This is a genomic window from Algibacter sp. Ld11, from assembly GCF_045066735.1.
Lineage (GTDB): Bacteria > Bacteroidota > Bacteroidia > Flavobacteriales > Flavobacteriaceae > Algibacter.
On sequence record NZ_JBISHH010000022.1, the window covers coordinates 1 to 25,802 of the forward strand.

Consider the following 25,802-nt stretch of genomic DNA (forward strand, 5'->3'; position numbering starts at 1 on the left):
GGGGCTCACCTCTTACCATTCCGAACAGAGAAGTTAAGCCCATTAGCGCCGATGGTACTGCATTTGTGGGAGAGTAGGTCGTTGCCTTTTTTAATCCTCAACAAGAAATTGTTGAGGATTTTTTTTGTTTAATACTTTTTGAAAGCACACCATAATACTTAAACGGCGCTAAATAGTTGAGCATTGGACATGCAGTATGACGCTGGTCAGATTAAAGGTGATTCCTTATATGGGGGTATTAGAATAGAGCCGTAAAATAATTCGTTTTAAGTGATTTAATAGAAGAAGTACGTAAGACAGTCTAGTTCTGTGATTACTGGTTTTAATGGTTGAGAGACTATTAATCTCTGTTTAAGTGACATTGACATATTTTTATTAAATCAATTGAACAGTCATGGTTTCCAAGTATCAATTTTGTTTTGTTACTCATTCATCTAATTTATAAAAATGGTTACTAACTTTGCCATAGGGACTATTTAGTTTATTCTTACTTGTAGTTAGCGTTGTAAATATTTAGAGATTAGCTATTATGTGGCTAGACTTTCTGGAATAGGTGACTGTAAGTTATATGTTTTAAAGAGAGTAAGTTAATTAATCGTAAATTTAGTTTATTATGGTCTTCAGAATTACTTGTATAGTTTAATTTATCTTATTTATTACCGAGAGAGTCATAGTTATCTTAATATCGTTATTTTAAAATTTGGACTTCAGGTTAAAGTTTATATCACTTTATTGTAGTTATGAGAACGCACTGTTCTTTAGCAAAAAAAACAGTGCGTTATAGTTATATAATTGGCTTAAACTTATTAGAAACATGTTTTAATAAGAGTTGTATATACTTGTTATGTCTAATTTTTCATAACTTGTTTAACTATAGCTTTTTGTTGGTTTTCATCATAAAATACGGTCATATACATACCTGTTGAAAACTGAGATAAATCTATGCTTCCTTCATTGGTTTTAGTATCAAAAGATTTAACTAATTTTCCTAATGTATTATATACTTTGATTTCTGAAATTTGTTTGGAAGATTTGAAATTGATAATATTATTAGTTGGGTTGGGATATATTGAAAAAGGAAAAGTTTCTAAATTACTGTTTGACAACGTTGAATCTGTGAGTTCTATGTTGAAGATGGTGTTGTAATATCTATTTGTATCTCCAGATTTAATTGGTCCGATAGAATAGGTTATAACGTAATCTCCAATTTGTGAAGTTGATAAATCTATTTCTCCTGTTGCAGAGTTAATTACTAATCCTGAGGAAGAGCTTGTATATTGGCCTCCCGTTACACCCCCGGTTAACGTTGGGCTAGGATTTGAATCCGTTAAATCGTAAGTATTTGACGAATAGTTGAATGCTGTAAAATTGTTGTAGTGAACATTAATGAACTCTAAAAGGACATTCGCATAATCTATGGCAAAGGGGCTAAGTGTGTTTGGGCGATTGTCGTAAGGCGCTCCAAGATCTCTAACGCGTCTGTTTACTTCGGTCATTATACCATCAACAGTACCACCACCACCAGCACCATCGTTAGTTCCAGTTCCAGAGCCGTGTCTTCTGTTATTGTAATAGTCTCCATCAAAATATGAATTGTTGTAGGGTCTAGTGTCATCACAAGCGCTATTAGTTGTGGAGTAAACGGAATTACTAGGTACAGCTCTATAACCGTTTTCACCGTTGCGAGTGCATCCAGGATAGTTATTACTTGCGTAAAATGTGCCAGGTGCATTCTGAAATAATTGACCTAAGCTAAATTCACCTCTAACTAATTCTTCATGATTGTAATTATTTAAATTGTCGGATTCTAGATTTTTTATTGTTGAAGCATTTATTATTGAGCTTGTATTTAAATCTGAAGTGTTTAATTCTGTTGCCGAAATATTGTATCCAACTTCAATTCTAGGTACACTGTGACTTTGACCGTGTAAATCTATATAAATTCCTTTTCCAAAATTGGCTTCTACCGATGCACTGGCTTGATCTATAAAACTATGCCATGCATTCCAGAAAAACTCGGCATTAGTATTACCACAGGCGGCTTCATTAATTTCTCGATTAGGGTCTAATTTTTTTCTGTTCAAATTATTAATTATAATATGTGCATACCCACCGGTTTGTGCAAATATTTCGTCTTGAATTTGTCTTATTAAAACATCTGTATTGTCGTCTCTTTCATTAGTACCACATGATCGAGTTGGTAAATAATATGGAGATGATGATGAGTTTGTGGTACTATTGTCGGGATAACTAACTCCGTTTACCGTCCCGCCGGTTAATTTTACACCGCCGTGTGGAGCAGATATAATAATAGGTAAATTACCAGGTATATATTCTATGTATTCTTTTCCACTGGTGTCAAATTGTGGAATTCCTGGTGTTTGGGCTGATAATACAAAAAATGTAGATAAGTAGATAAATAGGTAGGTGTAAAATTTCTTCATAAAATATATTTTTGAGGTAAGCATCAAATTTACATTAATAATTTGTGAAAAATCCATAAAACGCAATAAAAATACGATGAAGTGATTTTTTTGTGTTTTTGTATGGTAATATTTAGGATTTATATATTTTTTTTTAAAAGATGTACTTTATTGAATTGATTAGGTTTACTAATTTTAGCTAGATATTTGTATAATTTTCGAAAGTAAAATTATGGTCTTAATTTTTACATAATAACGTAATATTTACATTGAAAGGAGTTGCTAGTTATGGATTAAAAAATGGTTTAAGTTGGTGCTCGCAAGAGCGATAGTAGCGGCATTTTTTTTAGCAGAAGGATTAACTAATTTTGTTTGTTACTAATTGTATTAGAGTTAACTAGAGTGAATACTTACGTTTACAGTTAAAAGCTCAAAAGGATACAGTGGATAGAACGGTTTTTAATTTTTCTTAAAAACTTGCACTTTTAATATTGATTTATTATCGAATTAGTAAAATTCTTTTAGATAATTTTTAATTTATGAATAATATGTGATTTTGAGGAATTTGTTACAAATCTGTTATACTTTCTCTCCTTTCGTATCAAAAACGGCCTATTTTAAAACTCAATTTTTGTATATTCGCAACGCAAAAAATGGCATCTTTTTATTACTATCCATTTTTTTGATATAATAACTCACAAAACATCACTCGAATGTCTAAAATTATTTACACGAAAACGGACGAAGCTCCGGCTTTAGCAACGCGCTCTTTTTTACCTATTGTTCAAACTTTTGTAAAATCTGCGGGAATTAAAATTGAAACGAAGGATATTTCGTTAGCTGCAAGAATTTTAGCCATTTTTCCTGATTTCTTAAATGAAGATCAAAAAGTTTCGGATGATTTAGCTTTTCTAGGAGATTTGGCAAAGCAACCTGAGGCTAATATTATTAAATTACCAAATATTAGTGCTTCAATACCGCAGTTAAAGGCTGCTATTTCAGAATTGCAAAGCCAAGGTTTCGCGATTCCAAGTTATCCAGATGAACCTAAAACCGATGTAGAGAAGGAAACCAAATCTCGTTACGATAAAATTAAGGGTAGTGCTGTAAATCCGGTATTGCGTGAAGGGAATAGTGATCGTCGTGCACCAAAAGCGGTGAAAAATTACGCAAAGAATAACCCGCATTCTATGGGAGCATGGTCTAGTGATTCTAAAACGCATGTTGCCACAATGGAATCTGGTGATTTTTGTCATAATGAGAAATCTGTTACACTTCCAGAGGCTACAAGCATAAAAATAGAGCTTACTGATGTTAACGGTAATGTTAGCGTTTTAAAAGATAATTTAGGCTTGTTGAAAGGTGAAATTATCGATGCTACTGTTTTAAGTAAGAAAGCATTAATTAAATTTTTTGAAACAGAATTTGCTGATGCAAAAGCGAATGGCGTGTTGTTATCCTTACACATGAAAGCTACCATGATGAAGGTAAGTGACCCTATTATATTTGGGCATGCTGTTCGTGTATATTTAAAAGATGTATTTGAAAAATACGGAGCCACTTTTGATGAAATTGGAGTTGACGTAAATAATGGATATGGAAATTTAGTTGAAAGTTTACAACAATTACCAGAAGCAAAACAAACCGAAATTAAGGCTGCTATTGATGCTGCTTTTGAGAGTGGTGCAGATTTAGCTATGGTAAATAGTGATAAAGGTATTACAAACTTACATGTACCAAGTGATGTTATTATTGATGCTTCTATGCCAGCAATGATTCGTACGTCTGGACAAATGTGGAATGCATCAGGAGAGTTACAGGATACTAAAGCAGTTATTCCTGATAGTAGTTATGCTGGTATTTATACTGCAACTATTGATTTTTGTAAAAAACACGGTGCTTTTGATCCGACTACAATGGGAACTGTTCCTAATGTAGGATTAATGGCTCAAAAAGCTGAAGAATATGGTTCTCACGATAAAACTTTTGAAATACCATCAAGTGGAATTGTAAAAGTAATTGATGCATCTGGAGCCACTCTATTAGAGCATACGGTTGAAGCTGGAGATATTTGGAGAATGTGCCAAGCTAAAGATGCACCAATACAAGACTGGGTTAAATTGGCTGTAACTCGTGCGAGAGCATCAGAAACTCCTGCCGTATTTTGGTTAGACGAAAATAGGGCGCATGATGCTGAACTTATTAAAAAAGTTAATACATACCTAAAAGATCATGATACAACTGGTTTAGATTTACGAATATTATCGCCAATAGACGCTACGCTTTTTACTTGCGAACGTTTAAAAGATGGTAAAGATACTATTTCTGTTTCAGGAAATGTATTACGTGATTATTTAACCGATTTATTCCCAATTTTAGAAGTAGGAACCAGTGCTAAAATGTTGTCCATTGTACCATTAATGAATGGTGGAGGATTGTTTGAGACTGGAGCTGGTGGATCTGCACCAAAGCACGTACAGCAATTATTAGAAGAAAATCACTTACGTTGGGATTCGTTAGGAGAGTTTTTAGCGCTAGCAGTTTCGCTGGAGCATTTTAGTTTAGCAAACAACAATCCTAAAGCTAAAGTTTTAGGAGAGGCTCTTGACAATGCGACTGATAAATTATTAGAAAACAGAAAAGGCCCTTCTAGAAAGGTTGGTGAGTTGGACAATAGAGGTAGTCACTTTTATTTAGCTATGTATTGGGCACAAGAATTAGCAAGGCAAAGTGAAGACGCTGATTTAAAAGCTGAGTTTACTTCAATTGCTAAGCAATTAGTAGATAACGAAGCGGTTATTGTTAAAGAACTTATTGATATTCAGGGTTCTTCTGTTGATTTAGGTGGTTATTATGAGCCTAACGAAGATTTAATTAATAACGCAATGAGACCGAGTAAAACATTTAATGCTATTTTAAACTAGGAGCATTTAAATTGTTTTCAAGTTATAATTAAAAAAGCACCCAAATGGGTGCTTTTTTTGTTTTATAAAATGTGTGTGTTCTAATTATATTTAATAGTTCTAAAGGCTATTTCATTAGCGTAGTTGTAAGCATCTTGATAATACGTCGCTCTCATGTTTAAGGCTTCATTGTCGTTTGGGTGATGTTTGAGATAGGTTTGAATGTCGCTTAAAAAATAGGCCTTGTCATTTTTTAAATAAATGATAGCACGATTTTTAAAAGCATCTGATGTTTTTCCTTCTAAGTTAATAACTTCATTGAAATTAAACAGAGCATCATCTATAACATTTAAATGATAGAGAGCAATACCTTTCATTCTATAAGCTATAGCTAGGGTATCTGTTATGTCAATAGCTTTATCACTATACTTAACGGCTGCTCTATAATCTTCTTGAGCATTGTATTGATTTGCTTTTTTCACATAGTAATTGTAGACCTTAAGCTGGTCTTGTTCAGAAAATCTTGAACCACAATTACAGAGTAAAAAAAGCATAATGCATGACGCTATAATTTTATACAACTTCTTCATAGCTATAATTTTTAATTGTTAGATGTACAAATAAAAACACCAACTGGACAAAACGTGTCCGGTTAAAGACGCATTTAATAAAGAGGACTTAAATGAAGTAGTTTAACGAATAAAATCGGGGTAATAGTGCTGTAAAATAAAATCGTGTTGCTCTACAATGGTTTCTATTAACCACTTTGGCTCTATAACTTTTACCCACATATTAAATTTAAATAGCTCAATAAGGAACTCGTAATTGGGTTTTAGCGTTACCGAAATTTCACCAAAGATATCCTGATCTGTATAGTCTAAAACGTCGGTATTTATTTTTACTGGACGGCTTAAAATAATTTGGGAATGGTGGAGTGGTTTAGATTCTAAATATTTAAAGTGGTGATTTGCTACTTTTAATCTAACGGTTTCTGTTTTGATATCATTATTTAAAATACCAAAGGCATCTTTGAAATAAAAAGATTCATCGAACGAATAAGAATTTTGGACTAATTCGTCAGTAATAGTTAGGTTAGAAACCCGTTTATCTAAGCATAGTACTTTTACACCAATAGTTTCATTATAAACTAATAGATACCATGCCTTATTAGCTTCTTTTATATGTAAAGGTTGCACTTTGGCTTGTTCAATTTCAGTAAAACGATCATCATCATACCAACCTTCATAGTTAATTTTAATATAAACTTTACGTTCTATAGCTCTAACTAAACCTAAAATATTGATTTCGGTGTTTAAAGACGATTCTTCTGTGGTGATATAAGGAGACCACTGACGCTCTTTGTGACTCGCTAAAAATAATTCCATTTTATCGAAAACCGTACGATGCGTTTTATTGATTACCGATTGATTGACCATATAATGGCCCTTATGCCTAATGTGTTCAATTTCTACCCCAAAAAAGGACTCTATATCTTTTACATCCCGACTTATTGTTTTTTCATTACTAACCAATAAACCTTGGTAGAGCCTATCACCAAAATGATAATCTAGGTATAATTTTTCTAATGTATTGATTATCTCTTGTCTAGACTTACAATTATTAATGGAAGTCGTTGATAGTATTTCATAAATATGAAATTTTCGTATAAAATCTGGGGTCATTGGGAGAATTTGAGAATTCTAAATTAATAAAATTTCTTGAAATTGTTATATATAGTTCTAATTTAGCACAAAAAATATAGTTGCGTTTATTCAGTAAAAAAGATTTTACAAATACCAAGTGGTATATTCTAGAAAAAATATTTCAGTTGGTTGTGGGTATTTATATCACGCCAAAAATTTTTAATAGTTTAGGTGCTTATAACTCTGGAGAGTTAGAAATATCCAAAGCCATTGTTGGAGTATTAGCTCCATTTTTTTTCCTAGGTTTATCGGCTATTTGCATTCGGGAATTAGTGTTTAAGCCAAAAATGAAGCACTATATAGTTGGAACCACTTTAGTGTTAAGATTTTGCAGTTTTCTCTTGCTTTCACTTTGTTTGTTAGGCTATACTTATTTTACGAATACAAGCGAAATTACTTCTATTGTTTTAATTATTGCGTTTAGTTATTTGTTTAGAATTAGTGATGTTATCGAGTATTATTTTGTAGCGTTCAAGCAATATAAATATGTTTTTATATGTAAAATTATAACCTTAATACTTGTTTTAGGAGTTCAATATTATGGTGTGGAACGGCACTTTGGCGCGTTTTATTTTGCAGGAGTTTTAATTTTTGAATTCGCTATGCAAACCTTTATTTATTTTGGTATTATAACGTATTTTAAAGAATTAAATCTGGCCAAATTATCTTGGTCTCTCAAATTAGCTAAAAACCTAATGGTTTCAGCTTTCCCTTTATTACTCACCAATTTTGTAATAGTTTTTTACTTAGCGATAGACGATTTTTTTATCAATACTTATTTAGGAAATGAAGCCAATGGAGTGTTTTCTGTGGTTAATTTTTTGGTAATTTTTATTACCTGGAATATTGGTGCAGCTTTTATTTATGGCCTGTATCCAGCTTTAGCCGAATGCTATTTAGTAGATAAAAATTTATACGTTAAGAGGTTGAAATTTATGCTGAAAGTAGTTGTGTTTTTCGGTATAGCTATCGGGCTGTTTTATACTTTTTTTGGAAATTATATAGTATCGACTCAATATGATAAAAGCTTTGAAACGGCTAAAACCCCATTGATGGTTTTTGCTTGGGCACCCCTTTTTGTTTTTGTAGGTATGCTTTTTGAGAAGCACTTGGTAAATCAAAATAAATTAATTAGGAACGTTTATCGTTTTATTTTAGGTTGTGCTGTAAACGCTTTGTTGTGCTTTTTATTAATTCCAAAATATCATCTTGTTGGAGCGGCTTTTGCTCTTTTGTTAAGTCATTTTGTTACTAATATTGTGTTTGTTTTTTTGTATAAATCTTATAGACAAGATATGTGGTTGCTTTTATTGAATAAAGCGAAATAATAGTTCGAAATGCTTAGAAGTTAGATGCTTTTATTTATTTTTATAAAAAATTCCCTTAATGAAAAACCTTTTCTTATGGCTAATTATAGCTTGTTCTTTTTTTAGTATTTCCCTAAATGCACAAAGTAAATTTACAATAAGTGGAACCATTTCTGAAGCAAGTAGTAATGAAACCTTAATTGGCGTCAATATTATTTTTCCCGAAATTCAATCAGGAACTACAACTAATGAATATGGTTTTTATTCTATTACGCTACCCGAAGGTACGTATAAATTAGCGGTAAGTTATTTAGGTTTTAATACCATTGTTGAAACGGTTGAACTTACTGGAGATGTGGTTAAAAACTTCAGTTTAACTGATACTTTAGAAAGCTTGGATGAAGTTGTAATTACCGAAAATATAGAAAAACTCAATATTAAGGCGCCACAAATGAGTGTAAATAAATTGAGCTCTACTACTATAAAAGAAATACCTGTTGTTTTGGGTGAGGCCGATATTATTAAGGCCATTACATTGTTACCTGGTGTTACAACTGCCGGAGAGGCAGCTTCTGGATTTAATGTTCGTGGCGGTGCTGCCGATCAGAATTTAATTCTTTTAGATGAAGCTACCATTTATAACTCATCGCATTTATTTGGTTTTTTCTCAGTATTTAATCCTGATGCAATTAAAGATTTAAAACTATATAAAGGAGGGATTCCTGCCAGATATGGTGGGCGGGTTTCGTCGGTTTTAGATATTTATCAAAAGGAAGGAAATAGTAAAGAGTTTCATGCTAATGGTGGTATTGGTATTGTATCTAGTAGGTTATTGCTCGAAGGTCCTTTGGAAAAAGATAGGGGTTCGTTTTTATTAGGAGGGAGATCTAGTTATGCGCATTTGTTTTTACCCCTTTTCGATTTAGATAACAAAGCATATTTCTACGATTTAAACACTAAATTAAGTTATAAATTAAATGATTATAATAATGTGTACTTCTCTGGATATTTTGGGCGGGATGTTTTTAGCATTGCTGATACTTTTGAAAATACTTACGGAAATACAGTTTTAAACTTTAGATGGAATCACTTATTTTCAGATAAAATATTTTCAAATCTATCGTTAATTTATTCTGATTATTATTATGGACTAAAGCTTAATTTTGTTGAGTTCGATTGGAATTCAGGTATTCAAAACTTCAACTTAAAATACGATTTCAAACATTATTTAACCAATAAAATTAAATTACAATACGGTTTAAATAGTATTTATTATGCTTTTAACCCAGGAGATATCAAGCCAACAGTAGAAAGTTCTGGTATTAATCCATTCAGATTAACTCAAAAATATGCTTTTGAAAACGCTATTTACTTAGATGCTGAACATAAGGTTTCCGATAAATTATCATTGTCTTATGGATTGCGTTTAAGCACGTTTCATCGTTTGGGGCAAGATGAATTAAATGTTTATGAAAACGACCAACCAGTTGTTTTTAATCAAGATTTTCAAATTTACGAAAAGGCAAAAGCTGTCGCTACTGAAACGTTTGATAGGAGCGATGTTATAGAGCGTTTTATTAATTTGGAACCTCGTACCTCAGTGTCTTACCAACTCAATTCCATATCGTCTGTAAAGGCAAGTTATAATAGAATGACTCAGTATTTGCATTTACTTTCAAATACAAATTCCCCAACACCATTAGATGTTTGGACACCGAGTGGGAAATATATTAAGCCGCAATTACTAGATCAGTTTGCGATAGGGTATTTTAAAGAATTTAGTGAAAGTAAATATTCTTTAGAAGTTGAAAGTTTTTATAAAACCATAAAAAATAGAATCGATTATATTGATGGAGCAGATTTGGTAGCCAATAATGCTATTGAGCAAGTGGTTTTAAATGGTAAAGCAAGAGCTTATGGTTTGGAAGTTTTATTTAAAAAAAATGAAGGGCGATTTAAAGGTTGGCTAGCCTACACCTTGTCTAAATCGGAGCAGCAAACAAAAGGAAGAACAGCTGATGAAATAGGAATTAATAATGCTAATTGGTACAATACACCTTATGATAAAACTCATGATATTTCCCTTACTGGAAGTTACGATTTAAATGAAAAATGGAAATTAAACGGTAACTTTTTATTTCAAACTGGCCAACCGGCAACATTCCCAAATGGGCAATATCAATATAATGGAGTTACTGTACCAAGTTACAGTAATAGAAATGCCGATAGGCTTCCGGTTTACAATCGATTAGATATATCGGCTACTTATACCTCTAAACCACAAAAAAAATCTGGTTTACAAAGCTATTGGGTTTTTGGAGTTTATAATGTTTATAACAGAAAAAATGCAGCCTCTATTTCATTTGGTTCTAATCAAGAAACAGGTGCTAATGAAGCAAGTAGATTGGCTATTTTTGGTATTATTCCTTCAATTTCTTACAATTTCAAATTTTAGTATCATGAAAAAAATTATATATATCATACTTTTAAGTTTAAGCTTTACAGCTTGTGAAGATGTTATCGATTTAGAATTGAACTCTGCCGAACCCCGTTTGGTTATTGATGCGTCACTTAATTGGTTTAAGGGTACCGATGGTAAAGATCAATTTATAAAATTGTCGTTAAGTGCGCCTTTTTATAATCTAGAAGTACCTCCTGCAAATGGAGCAATTGTTACCGTCACAGATACAAATAATAATACCTTTAGTTTTATTGAAGAGGGTGATACTGGTATCTATAGAAATAGCGTTTTTATACCTGAAATTAATGGTGTTTACACGCTAACCATTAATTATAAAAATGAAATTTATAGAGGTACAGAGCAATTAATGGAGGTTGCGGAAATTGACAGGGTAGAACAAAAAAACGATGGTGGTTTTTCTAGAGATGAAATCGAGTTAAAAGCATTTTATAACGATCCTGCAGGTTTTGGTAATTATTATTTATTCGAATTTGATATGCTAGAAACAAATAGTGTAAGCTTAGAAGTTTATGATGATGAATTTACAGACGGAAATGAAATTTTTGCCTTTTATACAGATGAAGATATAGAAACGGGAACAGAAATATCCGTTTACAATAACGGAATTTCTGAGCGTTACTACGAATATATGGTGGTGTTATTACAGCAAACAGATGATGAAGGAGGTGATCCGTTTGAAACACAGCCTGCAACTGTGCGCGGTAATTGCGTAAACGAAACCAACCCTGAGAATTATCCTTTTGGGTATTTTAGAGCATCAGAGGTTTCTGTTTTTAATTATACTGTACAATAATTTTTTCTATTTAATTAATTAAAAATTAAAAGAGTATTTATTTAAATTCTTTTGAAAATTTCTGGAAATATTATAACATATTAAGACAACTTACGCGCTACTATTTTATAAATGATAAAAAGATGGAAGTTGGGGATGTTCTTTACTATTAAGACCTCAATAATTCATATTTTTGAAATATGATGAAATTCACAAAAACTACAGAACAGGATTCTAATTACAATCATCTCGAAAAGATGAATCTGTCTGAATTATTAAACAGTATAAACAAGGAAGATAAAAGTGTACCATTGGCGGTTGAAAAAGCGCTGCCACAAATAGAAAAGTTAGTCGAACAAATTGTTTCTAAATTAAAACAAGGCGGACGCTTATTTTATATGGGAGCTGGTACTAGTGGACGTTTAGGTATTTTAGATGCCTCGGAATGTCCTCCTACATTTGGAGTGTCTCCAGATTTAGTTATCGGTCTTATTGCCGGTGGCGATCATGCTATTAGGCATGCTGTAGAATTTGCTGAAGATTCTCTTACCCAAGGTTGGGAAGATTTAAAACTACATAATATTACTGATAAAGATGTGGTTGTTGGTATTGCAGCGTCGGGCACAACACCTTATGTTATTGCTGCATTGGAGGAGTGCAATAAGAACAATATTATTACAGGTTGTATTTCTTGTAATAAAAACAGCCCACTGTCTCTAACGGCTCAGTTTCCTATAGAGCCTATAGTAGGCCCAGAGTTTGTTACAGGTAGTTCTAGAATGAAAGCAGGAACTGCTCAGAAATTAGTATTGAATATGATAACCACATCAACCATGATTCAGTTGGGGCATATAAAAGGTAATAAAATGGTCGACATGCAATTAAGTAATAATAAGCTTTTTGATCGTGGTACAAAAATGATTATGGCCGAACTTCATATTCCAAGAACCGAAGCCGAAACATTACTTAAAACATACAAAAACGTAAGATTAGCAATTCAAAACTATAATGATGGACGATAATAGAACAGACAAAGTATTACTTTATAAAGGTATAAAAACCATGATTTTTGCAGTATTAACACTCTTCATGGGACCAATAATTTTGAGTATGGCCTTGAGTCAGCCAGAAAATAAGCTCTATATTCCGCTTCTAGCTGTTGGTATTTTAATATGTGCTTTCGCTGTGTTTTTAATTTTTAAAGGCATCAGGTTAATTATGAATAGCATGTTTAAAAAGTAACAAGACTAACTAATTAACATTTTTTTCAAACCGCTTTTGGAGTCGTTGGGTTGTATCCAAACTCACAATCGTCTAGTTCAATTTTCAAACCATTCATAATATAGCTTATTATAGCGTAGTGATGGATGGTATGGCTGTTTGCTTGAGATAACAGGGCTCCAAAAGTATAGGCTATGCTTGTTTTACCTAAACCCAAATCATCAATAACTGTTATGTTAGAGGCTAAATCAATATCTAAAGATTTTAATTTTTTTACAGTTGTATCCAAATAGTTACTAGCCGCATGGCATTGGTTTTCTACATCTGTATTTCTGCATCGCGCGGTTAAATCAACTTGAAGACTTTCATTCATATTAAAAATACAATTATAGAAGTCTAAAATATGACGGATATGAGAGCCAATACTCGAGTAGTATGGAGCAACCGATGCATTGCACAAATTGGCATCGCCTAGTTTATTTAGTAGTAAATTTGCCTTTTGTAAAGTCTTTAAACTTGATGCAATAATTATATCCATAAACACTAAAAATAATACTTTAAGAATGAAATGAGTGGTTTTTAGTCTTTAAACATCGTATTCCTTACAAAAAATTAAAAATGAGCTATTAATTACGCCTCATTTAAAGCTCTTAATACCAAACGTAATTCTTCGTAGCTATACTTATCGTCTACTTGTTGTTTCAATTCTGTTAAGCTTTCAAATTTTTTCTTCGGAATTATCTTTTTTAATTCATTGTAATGTTCGGTCGGTATTAAATCGCTAATTTTTATTTCACCCGAATCAATATAATGAGATAAGTGTCTAAGAATTGTCGTTCTCGTAAGTTCACGTTCATCTTCAATTTCATCTATAGACTTGCCAGCTTTAAATAAATCTAACGATACTTTTTTAGTATCAATCTTAGGTGTCTTAGGTGTCTTAGGTTTTCCTGTTACTTTTTCTTCTGCAAAATCTATTTTATCTGCTGTGGTATCAATATCGTTTTCATCACAATAGCCTTTAATAACCTTTAAAATATCGGTACCGTATTTCTCCACACGTGTTTTCCCCATACCGTTTATTTCAAGTAATTCAGCTTTACTTAAAGGCAAGGTTTCACACATTTCGTAAAGTGTTTTCTGGTTAAAAACTTGATAATGAATTAAATCGTTTTTTTCTGCAATTTCATTTCTAAGCACGCGTAAGAGTTCAAATAATTCAACATTTGCGGTGCCATCAATAACGGTCTTTCTTGCTTTTTTAGGTTTGTCTTTGGCTAAAAATTTAGATTTCGCTCGTAATTCTAAAAAGGTTTTAGACGAAAACCCATCTGTTAAACCGTTAAAAAATAAAAGTTTCGCAGCCAGTAATTCTTCCAATAAATCAACTGCTTTAGTTAAATCGCTATTAATGGTTTTATTATCTGTGGTGTAACTAAAGGTTTTTAATGCTTCTACAAAATGCTGGTTAATTTGAGTCTTAAAATAAGCTACTGCCTTTTTAAAGCGTTCTTGTATTACATTACTTGTATCCGGTAAAGGCTCCGTTTTAGATAAATCTTTTAACTGGGCATTAAAACCTGTACTTACTTTTAAAAAGTTGGTAATTGCTGTTTTTATGGTGAGTAGGGGAGCTTCAACCTGGCCTTCAATACTACCTCGATTTTTATAATAAATATCTAAAATTCTGTTGGCAGGATATAAAAACGGATAGAAATCGAAAATTTCAACAATTAAATCTAACTGAAAATTTTTCTGAGACAACTCTAAAACGGCTTGATCGGGTTCGTTTTCTTCCGCATTTTTATTGAAGGTAATAACGTTTGCATCACTAATAATTTGGCTAGAGTGTATTTTGCTTTTTAAAACCAAGCCTTCTAACGATTTACATCGGCTTAACGCCACATACGTTTGCCCATGTGCAAAAGCACCTTGAGCATCAATTATCGCTTTTTCAAAGGTTAAACCTTGGCTTTTGTGTATGGTAATAGACCATGCCAATCGCAAAGGCATTTGAGTGTAAGAACCAATTTTATTCTCCGAAATAGCTTTGGTATCAGCATCTACAGTGTAATTTATGTTTTCCCAAACTTCAGGTTTTGTAACAATACTAAACTCATCATCTGGACAATGCACTACAACTTCGTCCTGATCTAAATGAATAACTTTTCCAATTTTTCCATTAAAATAACGTTTCTCTGGGCTGCTATCATTTTTAACAAACATGACCTGCGCACCAACTTTTAGCTCTAAAGCTTCGTTGTTTGGATAGGCATATTCGGGAAATTTCCCTTCCACCTTGGCTTTATAAAACCTATTTCTGCCATCAATTTTATTTAATTCTGTAATATTTGTGGCTTCTGCTTTGTTATTATGTGTGGTAAGTGAAATATACCCAGCATCGGGCTCTGGAGTAAAATCAGGAATAAAACGTTTGTTTAATTCTGCTGCCGATGCTTCCGAAAGTACGTTGTTTCTAATTTCATTTAAAATATTAATAAACGTCGGGTTATCTTGGCGATAAATATGTTTTAATTCAATAGTAACGGCTTGGCAAGCTTGATAGGCTTGGCTACTAAAAAAGAATCCATTTTTGTAATAAGGTTTCAATACATGCCATTCACTCTCCTTAATCACTGGCGAAAGTTGCTGTAAATCCCCAATCATAAGTACTTGTACACCACCAAACACTTTATTTCTATCTTTAAATCGGCGTAAAGTTTTATCAATACCATCCAATAAATCGGCGCGAACCATACTAATTTCGTCAATAACCAAAAGGTCCATAGACCTAATAATATCAATTTTAGTTTTATTAAATTTCCGATTAAAACTCTTAGATGCATTCAAATCGGTGTCCGGTAAAATAGGGCCAAAAGGCATCTGAAAAAACGAATGTATCGTCACGCCCTTTGCATTTATTGCCGCCACGCCCGTTGGTGCTACCACCACTAAACGCTTCAAGCAATCCATTTTTAGTCGGTGTAAAAACGTCGTTTTTCCTGTTCCTGCTTTTCCCGTTAAAAAAATTGACCGGTTTGTGTTGTTTACAAATTCCCAAGCCAATTCTAATTCTTTATTATCTGCCATTAATCACTGTTCAAAATCGGAAAGGAAGATACATAATTTCAATATTTTTATGGGCGGGTTTTTAAGAAAAATAAAAACCGCGCTATCCGCTGTATCTTTTTGCAAAGCAGATGAGTACAAGCCCGATTACTTTTTCAATTCATTAAAAACTCTTCAAGATTGAAGTTAAAGTCTTTTTAAGCTTCACAAAAAGGATGCCACTACTATCGCTCCCGCAACAATCTGCAAAGTGATCGGCTATATTTTAGCATCCAGGTTTGTCTGTTAAAAATGCCTAAGTTCTTGTTTAGTTTTTTTACAAATATCTAATCTAAAAACCGACGTCTTAATTCAGGAGTAGGTATCATACACGATTCTTTTTTGCCATACCATTTATATCTATTTTTAGCAATAAAATCGTAAACCCAATTTCGAACAAAAGCAGGAACTATAAAAAATACTGCCATTAATTTTTCAGGAAAACTAAGAGAAGCACCAACTTTTAAGGCTGCCGTAGATTTATAATCAATCCCTTGTTCTGGGGTGTAAAGTAAAATGGAATCTATTTTAGTCGTGTCAATGTTATATGCTTTAAGTATTTGTTTTCCGACCTCACTTTGTAACGCTGTAAATAAAAACTGTTCCTTTCTATCACGTTTTATCACGTATTGTACGCTGCTATTGCAAAGGTTGCAAACACCATCAAATAGAATAAGTTTTTTATGTTTAGGGACTCCAAAATACATGTTGCAAAAATACTATTTTATAAATCGCTTTCAAAGGGATTAAAAATGGTAAGCAACTTTTTTATTGCCAATTGTTACTCCAATCTTTCCAAACTACTTCCAAGCCTTGGTTTTTAAGCATTACGGTGACATCTTCGGTAGAACGCTCGTCCGAAATTTCAAATTGTTCTAAAGATTCTGGAGCCACAGCATAACCACCTGGGTTTGTTTTAGATTCAGCGCTTATAGATGTAATTCCAAGATTAACAATATTATTCCTAAATACTTCACTTTCTCGGGTAGACATAGACAATTCTACATCTTCATCTAGTAATCTAAAAGCGCAAATTAACTGCACCAAATCCGGATCGGTCATTTCGACTTTAGGGTCTAAACCTCCCGAATGTGGCCTAAGTCTTGGAAACGAGATGGAATACTTAGTTTTCCAATAGTTTTTTTGTAAATATTTTAAATGTAAGGCTGTAAAAAAACTATCAGCTCGCCAATCTTCCAAACCAAATAAAGCACCTAAACCAATTTTATGAATGCCTGCTTTGCCTAATCGATCAGGAGTGTCTAATCTAAAATCAAAATTCGATTTTTTACCTTTAGGATGATGTTTTTTATATTCTTCTCGGTGGTAAGTTTCTTGATAAACTAGTACAGCAAAAAGACCATTATCTATTAATTTCTCGTATTCATTTTGGTATAAGGGCTGTACTTCAATAGTGATATTCGAAAAATGAGAACGTATTAATTTTAAAGCATTTTCAATATAATCTACACCAACAGTTTTGTTAGCTTCTCCAGTTACCAAAAGTATATGGTCGTATCCTTTAGATTTTAAATAAGTAACTTCCTTTAGTATTTCTTTATCTGTTAAAGTTCTACGCGGAATTTTATTCGTCATACTAAATCCGCAGTAGGTACAAATATTTTGACACTCGTTACTTAAATACATAGGCGCATACATTTGCATGGTATTGCCAAAGCGTTTTTTAGTTAGCTGTTTGCTTAGTTGTGCCATTTCTTCTAAATATGGCTTTGCAGCAGGAGAAATCAACGCTTTAAAATCTTCTAAATCTCGTTTAGAATGACCTAAAGCACGCAGCACATCGCTTTCTGTTTTAGAAAATATGCTTTGTAAGGTATCCTCCCAATTGTAAGTATCAAATATGTTTTTGAAACTGCTCATAGATTTTTAGTTTAAAAAACTGGTTAGCGGACTACTCGCTTCTGCCTTTTTGTGGATGATAGGAGCAAGTTTTGCATTATAAGCCATGCGTCCTGCTTCAACAGCTAGTTTAAATGCGATAGCCATTGCTGTTGGGTTTTGTGAAACGGCAATAGCGGTATTTACCAAAACAGCATCGGCTCCTAATTCCATGGCGTAAGCGGCATGTGATGGTGCACCAATACCAGCATCTACAATTACGGGTACATTACTTTGGTCTATAATAATTTCTAGAAAATCTTGAGTTTTTAAACCTTTATTACTGCCAATTGGCGCGCCTAAAGGCATTACGCATTGCGTACCAACTTCTTCGAGACGTTTACATAGTACAGGGTCTGCGTGTATATATGGCATCACAACAAAACCTAATTTCACTAATTCTTCGGCTGCTTTTAGGGTTTCAATTGGGTCTGGTAATAAATATTTTGGATCAGGATGAATTTCTAATTTAATCCAATTGGTTTCTAAAGCTTCTCGAGATAATTGTGCAGCAAACACGGCTTCTTTTGCATCACGAACACCAGATGTATTAGGCAATAAGTTAATTCTAGGGTGGTGGAGATGTGCTAAAATATCATCTTCTTTATCGTGAACATCAACGCGTTTTAGCGCTACGGTTATCAATTCACTCTCTGAAGCTAATAAAGCAGACTTCATTAATTTGGAGTCACTAAATTTTCCGGTGCCGGTAAACAGTCTGGAGTTAAATGTTTTATCGGCTATTTTTAATGTATCAATCATAGTAAAGTAGCTATTAAAAAAGTGTTTTTTAGTTTTTTGGTGTTTCTGGTTCCCAACGTTGTTCTTGAGGTTTACTTCCGTTTATAAGTTCTTTAAACTTGCCTATTTTATTAAAATCGCGAGAGATATCTCCCGAAACTGCAAGACCATAAACACCTGTTATCATAATATCCAAAACATCGTTTAATGTTATGCCACCAATAGCTATAATTGGAGTTTTAGTTTTTAGCTCCGAAATAATCGTGGCATATCCTTTTTCACCTAAAACAGGACTTAAATTTCCTTTTGTTTCCGTAAAACGAAAAGGGCCTAAACCTATATAGTCTACTTTGTTATCAATTAGTTTTTTGCAGTCTTCCAACGTATTTGCCGTTCCTCCAATAATTTGCCAGGAGGCTAATGCTTTTCGAGCAATGGTAGGCGATGTGTCCGATTTTCCTAAATGAACACCATCGGCTTTAACCTCGGCTGCTACTTTATAATAATCGTTTATGATTAAGCGCGTTTGAAAATGAGAGGTTATTTCTCTAGCTTTTTTTGCGGTTTCTAGGACTGTTTTGGTATCCATTGATTTTAATCGCAATTGCACCAATTCAGCTCCAGCAGCACAAGCACTATGTATATTGTTTAGATGTTCTTGTGGCGTTTTGCCTTGTGATATGTAATGTAAGTTCGTTATCATATTATTTTTTTTAATGAAATCCTAACAATGACTCGTTAGAACTTAAAAAATTTTCGGTGTATCGTTTTGCTTTTTTACATGCTTTTTCTAAAGAAAACCCTAATGTTAAATAGCTTGTTATTGCAGAGGATAAAACACAACCGCTGCCATGTTTTTCTGAACATTTACTACTTCTAGGGTTTAAAACAACCTGTTTTTTGTTGGAAGAATACAATACATCTTGTCCAACGTGATCCGCACGGTGGCCACCTTTTAAAAATACATTTGTTTTAGATGCCATGTGATCAATGGTATCTGATACGTTTTTTTCAGGATAGAGAGATTGAATTTCGTTATAATTTGGCGTTATTAGATAGATTTTTGACAGTAAAACATCTAGTTTTTCCGAATTATTTGAATGAAAACAAAACTCGGAACTCGATTTTAAAATAGGGTCTAAAACTATTTTAATTTCGGGGTTTAGTGCTATTAGTCTATCTATTAAAACGGACAATGTTTCCCAGTTTTTTACAATTCCAATTTTTACATAATCAATTTCGAAACGGTTAAATAATAAATTGATTTGATTTAGCATTACATCTATGGCTGTCCAATGACAGGCTGTAAACTCTATATCGTTTTGTATGGTATTTGCCGTGCAAACCGATAATCCATAACATTTTAAAGCCTCAAAGGTTTTAATATCCGAAGTTAATCCAGCACCACTAGAGGGGTCGAAACCCGCGATAGTTAGTAAATATGGTCTGTTTTTCATCGAATAATAGTATTATAGGTTGTTGTTAATTCTATGAAGCTTTCTACTGGAGTTTTTGAGTTCCAAACACCGCCTAAAACACCTATACCTTTAAAGCCAAGTTTAAAAGTTTGGGCTACAGTATCTGGATTAATGCCTCCCATACCAACAATAAATTTATCGATATGATTAACGTCGAAACCTTTGCCTTCGTATCCTACTTTTGAAATAGAAGTAAATACGGGGCTTAAAAGGTGATAATCGAATTCGAAATTACAATCTTGTAATGTTTTTGGATCGTGAAAAGAAGAACTAATGGTTTTTCCATACATGTTTAGACTCTTAAAATATTGCCCAGGATTATCGATATGATCTATTCGCTTTTGTTCTTGAAAATGAATGCCTTTTAAATTGAATTCGTTAATTAACTCATGATGATAATGGACTACAATACGGTTGTGATATTGCGTATCTATTTGGTTTAAATAGGTAATATGTTCTTTGTAGTTTTTATCGGGTTTTCTAAAATGATAATATTCTAAGCCATTTTTAAATAACTGGTTTAGTATATTTATTTCGTTTGGAATGTCTTGTTCTGGTGCTATTAAAACGATCATTAGTTGTTTCGAGTTAGGGATTGCAGTGAAAATCCTTTTGCTTTTTTACAAAAGATTGTAACGGAAAGCCCGACCGTGCTTTTGCGAAAAAGCACGGGAACTCCCAAATTATTTGTTAAAGATACACTTCGGATCCTTTTTCTATGAATTCTTTCGATTTTTCTTCGAACCCTTTGGCAATAACTTCGTTATTTACAATGTCGTTTTCGGCGGCAAAATCACGAACTTCTTGTGAAATTTTCATGGAACAAAATTTTGGACCACACATCGAACAAAAGTGTGCAATTTTAGCACCTTCGGCAGGGAGCGTTTCGTCGTGATATTCTCGAGCACGCTCTGGATCTAGGCCTAGATTAAATTGATCTTCCCATCTAAACTCGAAACGTGCCATGCTCAAAGCATTGTCTCGGTGTTGTGAGCCCGGATGACCTTTTGCTAAATCGGCTGCATGCGCCGCTAACTTATAGGTTACTACACCAACGCGAACATCTTCTTTGTTTGGTAGGCCTAAGTGTTCTTTTGGTGTAACGTAGCAGAGCATCGCGCAACCGAACCATCCAATCATAGCGGCACCAATACCTGAGGTAATGTGGTCGTAACCAGGAGCAATATCTGTTGTTAAAGGGCCTAAAGTATAGAAAGGCGCCTCGTCGCAGACTTCAATTTGTTTCTCCATATTTTCTTTAATCATGTGCATGGGCACGTGACCAGGACCTTCTATAAAACATTGCACTTCGTGCTTGCGAGCTATTTGCGTTAACTCACCCAGAGTTTCTAATTCTGCAAACTGCGCCTCGTCGTTAGCATCGGCAACCGAGCCTGGACGCAGACCATCACCAAGTGAAAAGGCAACATCGTATTGTTTTAAAATTTCGCAAATATCTTCGAAATGCGTGTAAAGGAAACTTTCTTTATGGTGTGCTAAACACCATTTTGCCATAATGGAACCACCACGAGATACAATACCGGTAACACGTTTTGCCGTCATAGGTACGTAACGCAATAAAACGCCAGCATGTATAGTGAAATAATCGACACCTTGTTCGGCTTGTTCTATTAAAGTATCACGGAAAATTTCCCAAGTTAGATCTTCGGCAACGCCATTTACTTTTTCTAAGGCTTGATAAATTGGCACGGTACCAACGGGAACTGGTGAGTTACGCACTATCCATTCGCGGGTTTCATGAATGTTCTGCCCTGTGGATAAATCCATAATATTATCGGCTCCCCAACGGCAAGCCCAAACAGCTTTTTCTACTTCTTCTTCAATAGATGAGGTTGTGGCAGAGTTACCAATATTGGCATTAATTTTTACTAAGAAGTTTCTACCTAAAATCATAGGTTCGGCTTCTGGATGATTAATGTTAGAAGGGATTACTGCACGACCTCTTGCAACTTCAGAACGTACAAATTCTGGAGTGATTTTATCTGGAATTGACGCTCCAAAATGCTCGCCTTTATGTTGTTTTCTTATCTCGGTCATTTCATCGATTCGCTGGTTTTCACGAATGGCGATGTATTCCATTTCTGGAGTGATAATGCCTTTTTTAGCATAATGAAGTTGCGTTACGTTTTGTCCATTTTTGGCACGTAACGGTTTTTTTAGAAGCGAAAATCTCATGTGATCTAAGCTTTTATCGTTTAAACGTTCATTACAATATTTTGAAGAAAAACCATCGAGTTGCTCTACATCACCACGTTCTAGAATCCAATTTTCACGAATACGTTCTATACCACTGTGAACATCGATAGTTTTATTTGGATCGGTGTATGGGCCAGAGGTATCGTAAACGGTTACAGGTTCGTTTGGTGTTTTATTTTTAGTCATCGAATCTGTAGTGTCGCTTAAAGAAATCTCACGCATGGCTACTTTAATTTGCGGATGAATTTTTCCTTTTACGTAAATTTTCTTTGAATTAGGGAATGGATGTCTTGTAATTCCGTTTTGTTTTGGTGCCGTGTCTTTTTTCTTCATGATTATTTATTTGATAGCTTGCAACTGTTAATAAATTATGTTTTAATTCCGTGTAAATATATCTGTAGAGGTTGGTTCTAACCGCCTTGAGTGGCTTTTATAATTAGTACTTGGTCGCCATCATTGAGCGTTGTAGTATGCCAATCGGTTTTAGAAATAATGTTTTGGTTTACGGCAAGCGCAATGCCGTTAGTGGGGATTTCTAACTTTTTTAGAATATGCTCGAGAGCATCCTCTTTATGAAATTGATGTGGTGTGCTGTTTACTTTTATGCTTATCATATAAAAATAGTTTGTGTGGACTAATTAAGTTTAGTCAACCATTTTTGTAAACAATAAAAGTTATTGGAATTTGAAAAAAGGCAGTGCGGACACTGTTAACTTTTCCCTCCGTTGGTATTAACCAAATCAGGTTCTAAGGATATTTCTCAAACTAATTATTAAAATAATTAATTACTCCTAAAGTCTACTCTACAAATATATGTAAAACAATGACAGATTATACTACAAAGATTGAGATTGTTTTATTTCATTTTGTAAGTTAGATATAATACGAGTAAATGTATTATCATTATTTGTTTTAAAAACCTTTTTTAAGTGTAATCCATTTTTATCTATATATTTAATGGAAATAGTATGCGATACGTCTAAAAATGATTTGGAATTAAAGGAGATGGATTTAATTATTTTAGAATTTGATAAGAACGATTTTATATTATTGTTAGAGAAATTCCTTTGATATTTGATTTCTACGGTGTTGTTTATTATTGAAAAATTTTGAATATAAAGATCCGTTTTGAAGTAATGCACAATGAAAACTACAGTAAGAATGATTAAAAAAAAGATACTAAAGAATACCAAATCTTTACTTTTGCCAATGTAAAAAAAAGTATAAAATAGCGTTATTAATAATGGTGATAAAAATTTATCCTTTAAAATATAAGTGTTCATCTTTTTTATACAGATTATCACTTCTTAATATGTTCTACTAATTCCAATTGATCAATACTCACATTAGTTGTAAAAATGCCATAATTAACAACGGCTTTATTTTTTTCGATTTTATCTACAGTTCCAACAGCTCGGCCATCTTCCATACGTACACGATCTCCTAAACGGATAATAGCTTTTGGTTTTGGAACTTCAACAGCTTTTTGTTTCGCTTCTTTTTTCTTCTCGCGAATCACTTCAACCTTCTTTTCAACTTCTTTTTTTACTTGAATTTCTTTCGCCTTTACTTTCTTTTTCTCTTTAACAGTTACGCGTTTGCGTTTAGAATTTTCTATTTGAACTACTTTAAACAATTCGCCCATCAATTCTTTTTTCTGCTTGTTGTTAAAGAATTTTTCAGCAATATCGTTTACTTTTTGTCCTAAGTATATAAGGCGCTGGTTGCTATCGTAAAGTTCTTGATAACTTTCTAGCTTTTTCTGTATTTTGGTGTTTATTTCTTCTAGTTTATCGGCTTCTTCACCCTTTTTCTTTTCATTCTCTTTTAGAGATTGTCCTGTTTTTTCGAGTTTAGAACGTTCTTTTTGGAGTTTCGCGATAGTAGCATCGAAACGGACTTTACTGCGCTCAATTTTCTTTTTTGCACGATTTATTAAACTATATGGAATACCGTTTTTCTGTGCGACTTCAAAAGTAAAACTACTTCCTGCTTGTCCGATTACAAGTTTATAAAGTGGTTCGAGTGTGCGCTCATCAAACAACATGTTTGCGTTTAACATGTGCGGCATTTCGTTTGCTAAAATTTTTAAATTGGAATAGTGTGTAGTGATTATTCCAAAAGCTTCACGATGATAAAATTCTTCTAAAAAGGTTTCTGCTAGAGCGCCACCAAGCTCTGGATCACTTCCGGTTCCAAATTCATCTATTAAAAAAAGCGTGTTTTTGTTGCACTTCTTCAGGAAATAATTCATTTGTTTTAAGCGATAACTGTAGGTGCTTAAATGGTTTTCTATAGATTGGTTATCTCCAATGTCACTTAAAATTCTATCAAATAATGTTACTGTACTTCTCTCGTGTACAGGAATAAGCATACCACTTTGAAGCATTACTTGTAGTAAGCCTACCGTTTTTAGAGTAATACTTTTACCCCCGGCGTTTGGGCCTGAAATAACGATAATTCTGCTTTCTTTTTCTAAAGATATACTTTGGGGAAACGTTTTTTCGTTCTTCGCCAAGTTGTTTAAATAGAGTAGAGGGTGGTATGCGTCTCGTAAATTCATACTGCGGTCTTCGGTAAATTCTGGAAGTATGGCATTCATTGAATTCGCGTATTTCGCTTTGGCCGAAATGACATCAATATCAATTAGAAAGGATTGATAATCTTCTAAAAGTGGTAAAAACGGACGTATAAAATCGGTAACTTCTTTTAATATACGAATTACTTCTTCGTGTTCTTCGTATTCTAAGTTATTGAGTTCTCTTGAGTATTGCAGTGTGGTTTCTGGTTCAATATATACTATACTTCCTGTTTTGCTGCCGCCCATAATAGCACCTTTTACTTTTCGGCGATACATGGCTTTTACTGCTAGTACACGTTTATTATCGACTACAGATTCTCGAATATCGTCTAAATATTCTAAACCATGATAGGTATTTAGTGCAGAGCTAAAGCTTGCATTTATTTTTCCTTTTATTTGGTTAATAGATTGGCGCAGACCAAGTAATGTGCTAGATGCATTATCTTTTATATCTCCAAAACGGTCTACAATAGCGTCGACTTTATCAATTAATACTTTAGTAACTTCAATATGCGATGCAAAAGTGTTTAAATGTATATAGTATTCCTGAAACTTTTTTAAAAAAACAACTATCGCGTTTACAGAAATAGACATGGAAACAATTTTCTTTAATCCGTGTACTTCTAAATAGGTGTTTTCTATGCGTAATAATTTCAATTCTTTCATAATAGTATCGAAACCATGATTGGGTATGCGATTATCATTATGGAAAGATGATAAGTATTCGTTTGTTAGTAGTAAGGCATTTTGAAGATCTTCCTTCGTTCTGTAAGGTGTAATTTCTAGTGCTTTTTGGTTACCTAATGGCGTTACACAAAGTTCGCTTACTTGCTGTAAAACCGTTTGAAACTCTAAATCTTGTAATGTTTTTTCGTGAATGTGTATCATTCGAAGTATAATGGGGTGTTTTAGCTAATAATATGAGTGCTAATTTACATATTCTAATTGAGAATTGTGCTCCTACTAT

General features: G+C 33.3%; 20 protein-coding genes, 1 rRNA gene and 1 riboswitch. Of the genes, 7 read left to right on the forward strand and 14 right to left on the reverse strand.

Annotation, left to right across the window (positions count from 1 at the left end; all coding sequences use genetic code 11):
• Nucleotides 1-90: ribosomal RNA gene (rrf, locus tag ACJJV4_RS08150) — 5S ribosomal RNA — on the forward strand; the annotation flags it as partial.
• A 758-nt stretch (nt 91-848) separates the two neighbouring features.
• Here the strand turns inward: rrf and ACJJV4_RS08155 are convergent.
• Nucleotides 849-2,444, reverse strand: a complete 1,596-nt coding sequence (locus tag ACJJV4_RS08155; RefSeq protein WP_405293263.1) for a T9SS type A sorting domain-containing protein — start codon at nt 2,442-2,444, stop codon at nt 849-851.
• A 692-nt stretch (nt 2,445-3,136) separates the two neighbouring features.
• Between ACJJV4_RS08155 and ACJJV4_RS08160 the strand changes: the two genes are divergently transcribed.
• On the forward strand, nt 3,137-5,347 hold the full coding sequence (locus ACJJV4_RS08160) for an NADP-dependent isocitrate dehydrogenase (RefSeq protein ID WP_405293265.1): 2,211 nt from the start codon (nt 3,137-3,139) through the stop codon (nt 5,345-5,347).
• 80 nt (nt 5,348-5,427) lie between these two features.
• Here the strand turns inward: ACJJV4_RS08160 and ACJJV4_RS08165 are convergent, their stop codons facing one another.
• Together ACJJV4_RS08165 and ACJJV4_RS08170 are read right to left on the reverse strand one after the other, a co-directional pair.
• Complete coding sequence (locus tag ACJJV4_RS08165; protein ID WP_405293267.1) at nt 5,428-5,916, reverse strand: hypothetical protein; 489 nt, start codon at nt 5,914-5,916, stop codon at nt 5,428-5,430.
• Nucleotides 5,917-6,018: 102 nt separating this feature from the next.
• Nucleotides 6,019-7,008 (reverse strand): helix-turn-helix transcriptional regulator, encoded by a 990-nt coding sequence (locus ACJJV4_RS08170; protein WP_405293269.1) that lies wholly within the window; start codon nt 7,006-7,008, stop codon nt 6,019-6,021.
• An 80-nt stretch (nt 7,009-7,088) separates the two neighbouring features.
• On the opposite strand from ACJJV4_RS08170, the gene ACJJV4_RS08175 reads away from it, so the two are divergent.
• The 5 genes from ACJJV4_RS08175 to ACJJV4_RS08195 all read left to right on the forward strand — a co-directional run bounded on the left by ACJJV4_RS08175 (nt 7,089) and on the right by ACJJV4_RS08195 (nt 12,832).
• Nucleotides 7,089-8,357 carry a polysaccharide biosynthesis C-terminal domain-containing protein gene (locus tag ACJJV4_RS08175; RefSeq protein WP_405293271.1) on the forward strand — a complete coding sequence of 423 codons (1,269 nt, stop codon included), beginning with the start codon at nt 7,089-7,091 and terminating at the stop codon, nt 8,355-8,357.
• A gap of 58 nt (nt 8,358-8,415) precedes the next feature.
• Entirely contained in the window at nt 8,416-10,791 is a 2,376-nt protein-coding gene (locus tag ACJJV4_RS08180) for a TonB-dependent receptor (RefSeq protein WP_405293273.1), read from the forward strand.
• Nucleotides 10,792-10,795: 4 nt separating this feature from the next.
• Nucleotides 10,796-11,611 carry a DUF4249 domain-containing protein gene (locus ACJJV4_RS08185; protein WP_405293275.1) on the forward strand — a complete coding sequence of 272 codons (816 nt, stop codon included), beginning with the start codon at nt 10,796-10,798 and terminating at the stop codon, nt 11,609-11,611.
• Between the two features lie 182 nt (nt 11,612-11,793).
• Nucleotides 11,794-12,612 carry an N-acetylmuramic acid 6-phosphate etherase gene (gene murQ / locus ACJJV4_RS08190; RefSeq protein WP_405293760.1) on the forward strand — a complete coding sequence of 273 codons (819 nt, stop codon included), beginning with the start codon at nt 11,794-11,796 and terminating at the stop codon, nt 12,610-12,612.
• Entirely contained in the window at nt 12,599-12,832 is a 234-nt protein-coding gene (locus tag ACJJV4_RS08195; RefSeq protein WP_405293277.1) for a DUF6095 family protein, read from the forward strand. Before murQ ends, ACJJV4_RS08195 begins: the two co-directional genes overlap by 14 nt.
• A 25-nt stretch (nt 12,833-12,857) precedes the next feature.
• Here ACJJV4_RS08195 and ACJJV4_RS08200 read toward each other — a convergent pair whose 3' ends face one another.
• The 11 genes from ACJJV4_RS08200 to ACJJV4_RS08250 all read right to left on the reverse strand — a co-directional run bounded on the left by ACJJV4_RS08200 (nt 12,858) and on the right by ACJJV4_RS08250 (nt 25,723).
• Nucleotides 12,858-13,349 carry a hypothetical protein gene (locus ACJJV4_RS08200; RefSeq protein WP_405293279.1) on the reverse strand — a complete coding sequence of 164 codons (492 nt, stop codon included), beginning with the start codon at nt 13,347-13,349 and terminating at the stop codon, nt 12,858-12,860.
• Between the two features lie 92 nt (nt 13,350-13,441).
• Nucleotides 13,442-15,901, reverse strand: coding sequence for a helix-turn-helix domain-containing protein (locus tag ACJJV4_RS08205; RefSeq protein ID WP_405293281.1), 2,460 nt, complete (start codon nt 15,899-15,901; stop codon nt 13,442-13,444).
• A 305-nt stretch (nt 15,902-16,206) separates the two neighbouring features.
• On the reverse strand, nt 16,207-16,626 hold the full coding sequence (locus ACJJV4_RS08210) for a thiol-disulfide oxidoreductase DCC family protein (RefSeq protein ID WP_405293283.1): 420 nt from the start codon (nt 16,624-16,626) through the stop codon (nt 16,207-16,209).
• A 61-nt stretch (nt 16,627-16,687) separates the two neighbouring features.
• Nucleotides 16,688-17,800, reverse strand: coding sequence for a 2-iminoacetate synthase ThiH (gene thiH, locus ACJJV4_RS08215; RefSeq protein WP_405293285.1), 1,113 nt, complete (start codon nt 17,798-17,800; stop codon nt 16,688-16,690).
• A 6-nt stretch (nt 17,801-17,806) separates the two neighbouring features.
• The gene (locus ACJJV4_RS08220; RefSeq protein ID WP_405293287.1) at nt 17,807-18,580 is read right to left on the reverse strand and encodes a thiazole synthase; all 774 of its coding nucleotides are present in this window, start codon (nt 18,578-18,580) and stop codon (nt 17,807-17,809) included.
• A 28-nt stretch (nt 18,581-18,608) separates the two neighbouring features.
• Nucleotides 18,609-19,262 carry a thiamine phosphate synthase gene (gene thiE / locus ACJJV4_RS08225; RefSeq protein WP_405293289.1) on the reverse strand — a complete coding sequence of 218 codons (654 nt, stop codon included), beginning with the start codon at nt 19,260-19,262 and terminating at the stop codon, nt 18,609-18,611.
• A gap of 10 nt (nt 19,263-19,272) precedes the next feature.
• On the reverse strand, nt 19,273-20,016 hold the full coding sequence (locus ACJJV4_RS08230) for a hydroxymethylpyrimidine/phosphomethylpyrimidine kinase (protein WP_405293291.1): 744 nt from the start codon (nt 20,014-20,016) through the stop codon (nt 19,273-19,275).
• On the reverse strand, nt 20,013-20,612 hold the full coding sequence (locus tag ACJJV4_RS08235; protein ID WP_405293293.1) for a thiamine phosphate synthase: 600 nt from the start codon (nt 20,610-20,612) through the stop codon (nt 20,013-20,015). Before ACJJV4_RS08235 ends, ACJJV4_RS08230 begins: the two co-directional genes overlap by 4 nt.
• Nucleotides 20,613-20,727: 115 nt before the next feature.
• A complete protein-coding gene (gene thiC / locus ACJJV4_RS08240) occupies nt 20,728-22,587 on the reverse strand; it encodes a phosphomethylpyrimidine synthase ThiC (protein WP_405293295.1) in 1,860 nt (619 codons plus the stop codon).
• A 77-nt stretch (nt 22,588-22,664) separates the two neighbouring features.
• Complete coding sequence (gene thiS, locus ACJJV4_RS08245) at nt 22,665-22,868, reverse strand: sulfur carrier protein ThiS (RefSeq protein WP_405293297.1); 204 nt, start codon at nt 22,866-22,868, stop codon at nt 22,665-22,667.
• Nucleotides 22,869-22,954: 86 nt separating this feature from the next.
• Nucleotides 22,955-23,057, reverse strand: a riboswitch (TPP riboswitch).
• 497 nt (nt 23,058-23,554) lie between these two features.
• Nucleotides 23,555-25,723 carry an endonuclease MutS2 gene (locus ACJJV4_RS08250; RefSeq protein WP_405293299.1) on the reverse strand — a complete coding sequence of 723 codons (2,169 nt, stop codon included), beginning with the start codon at nt 25,721-25,723 and terminating at the stop codon, nt 23,555-23,557.
• Nucleotides 25,724-25,802: the final 79 nt, after the last annotated feature.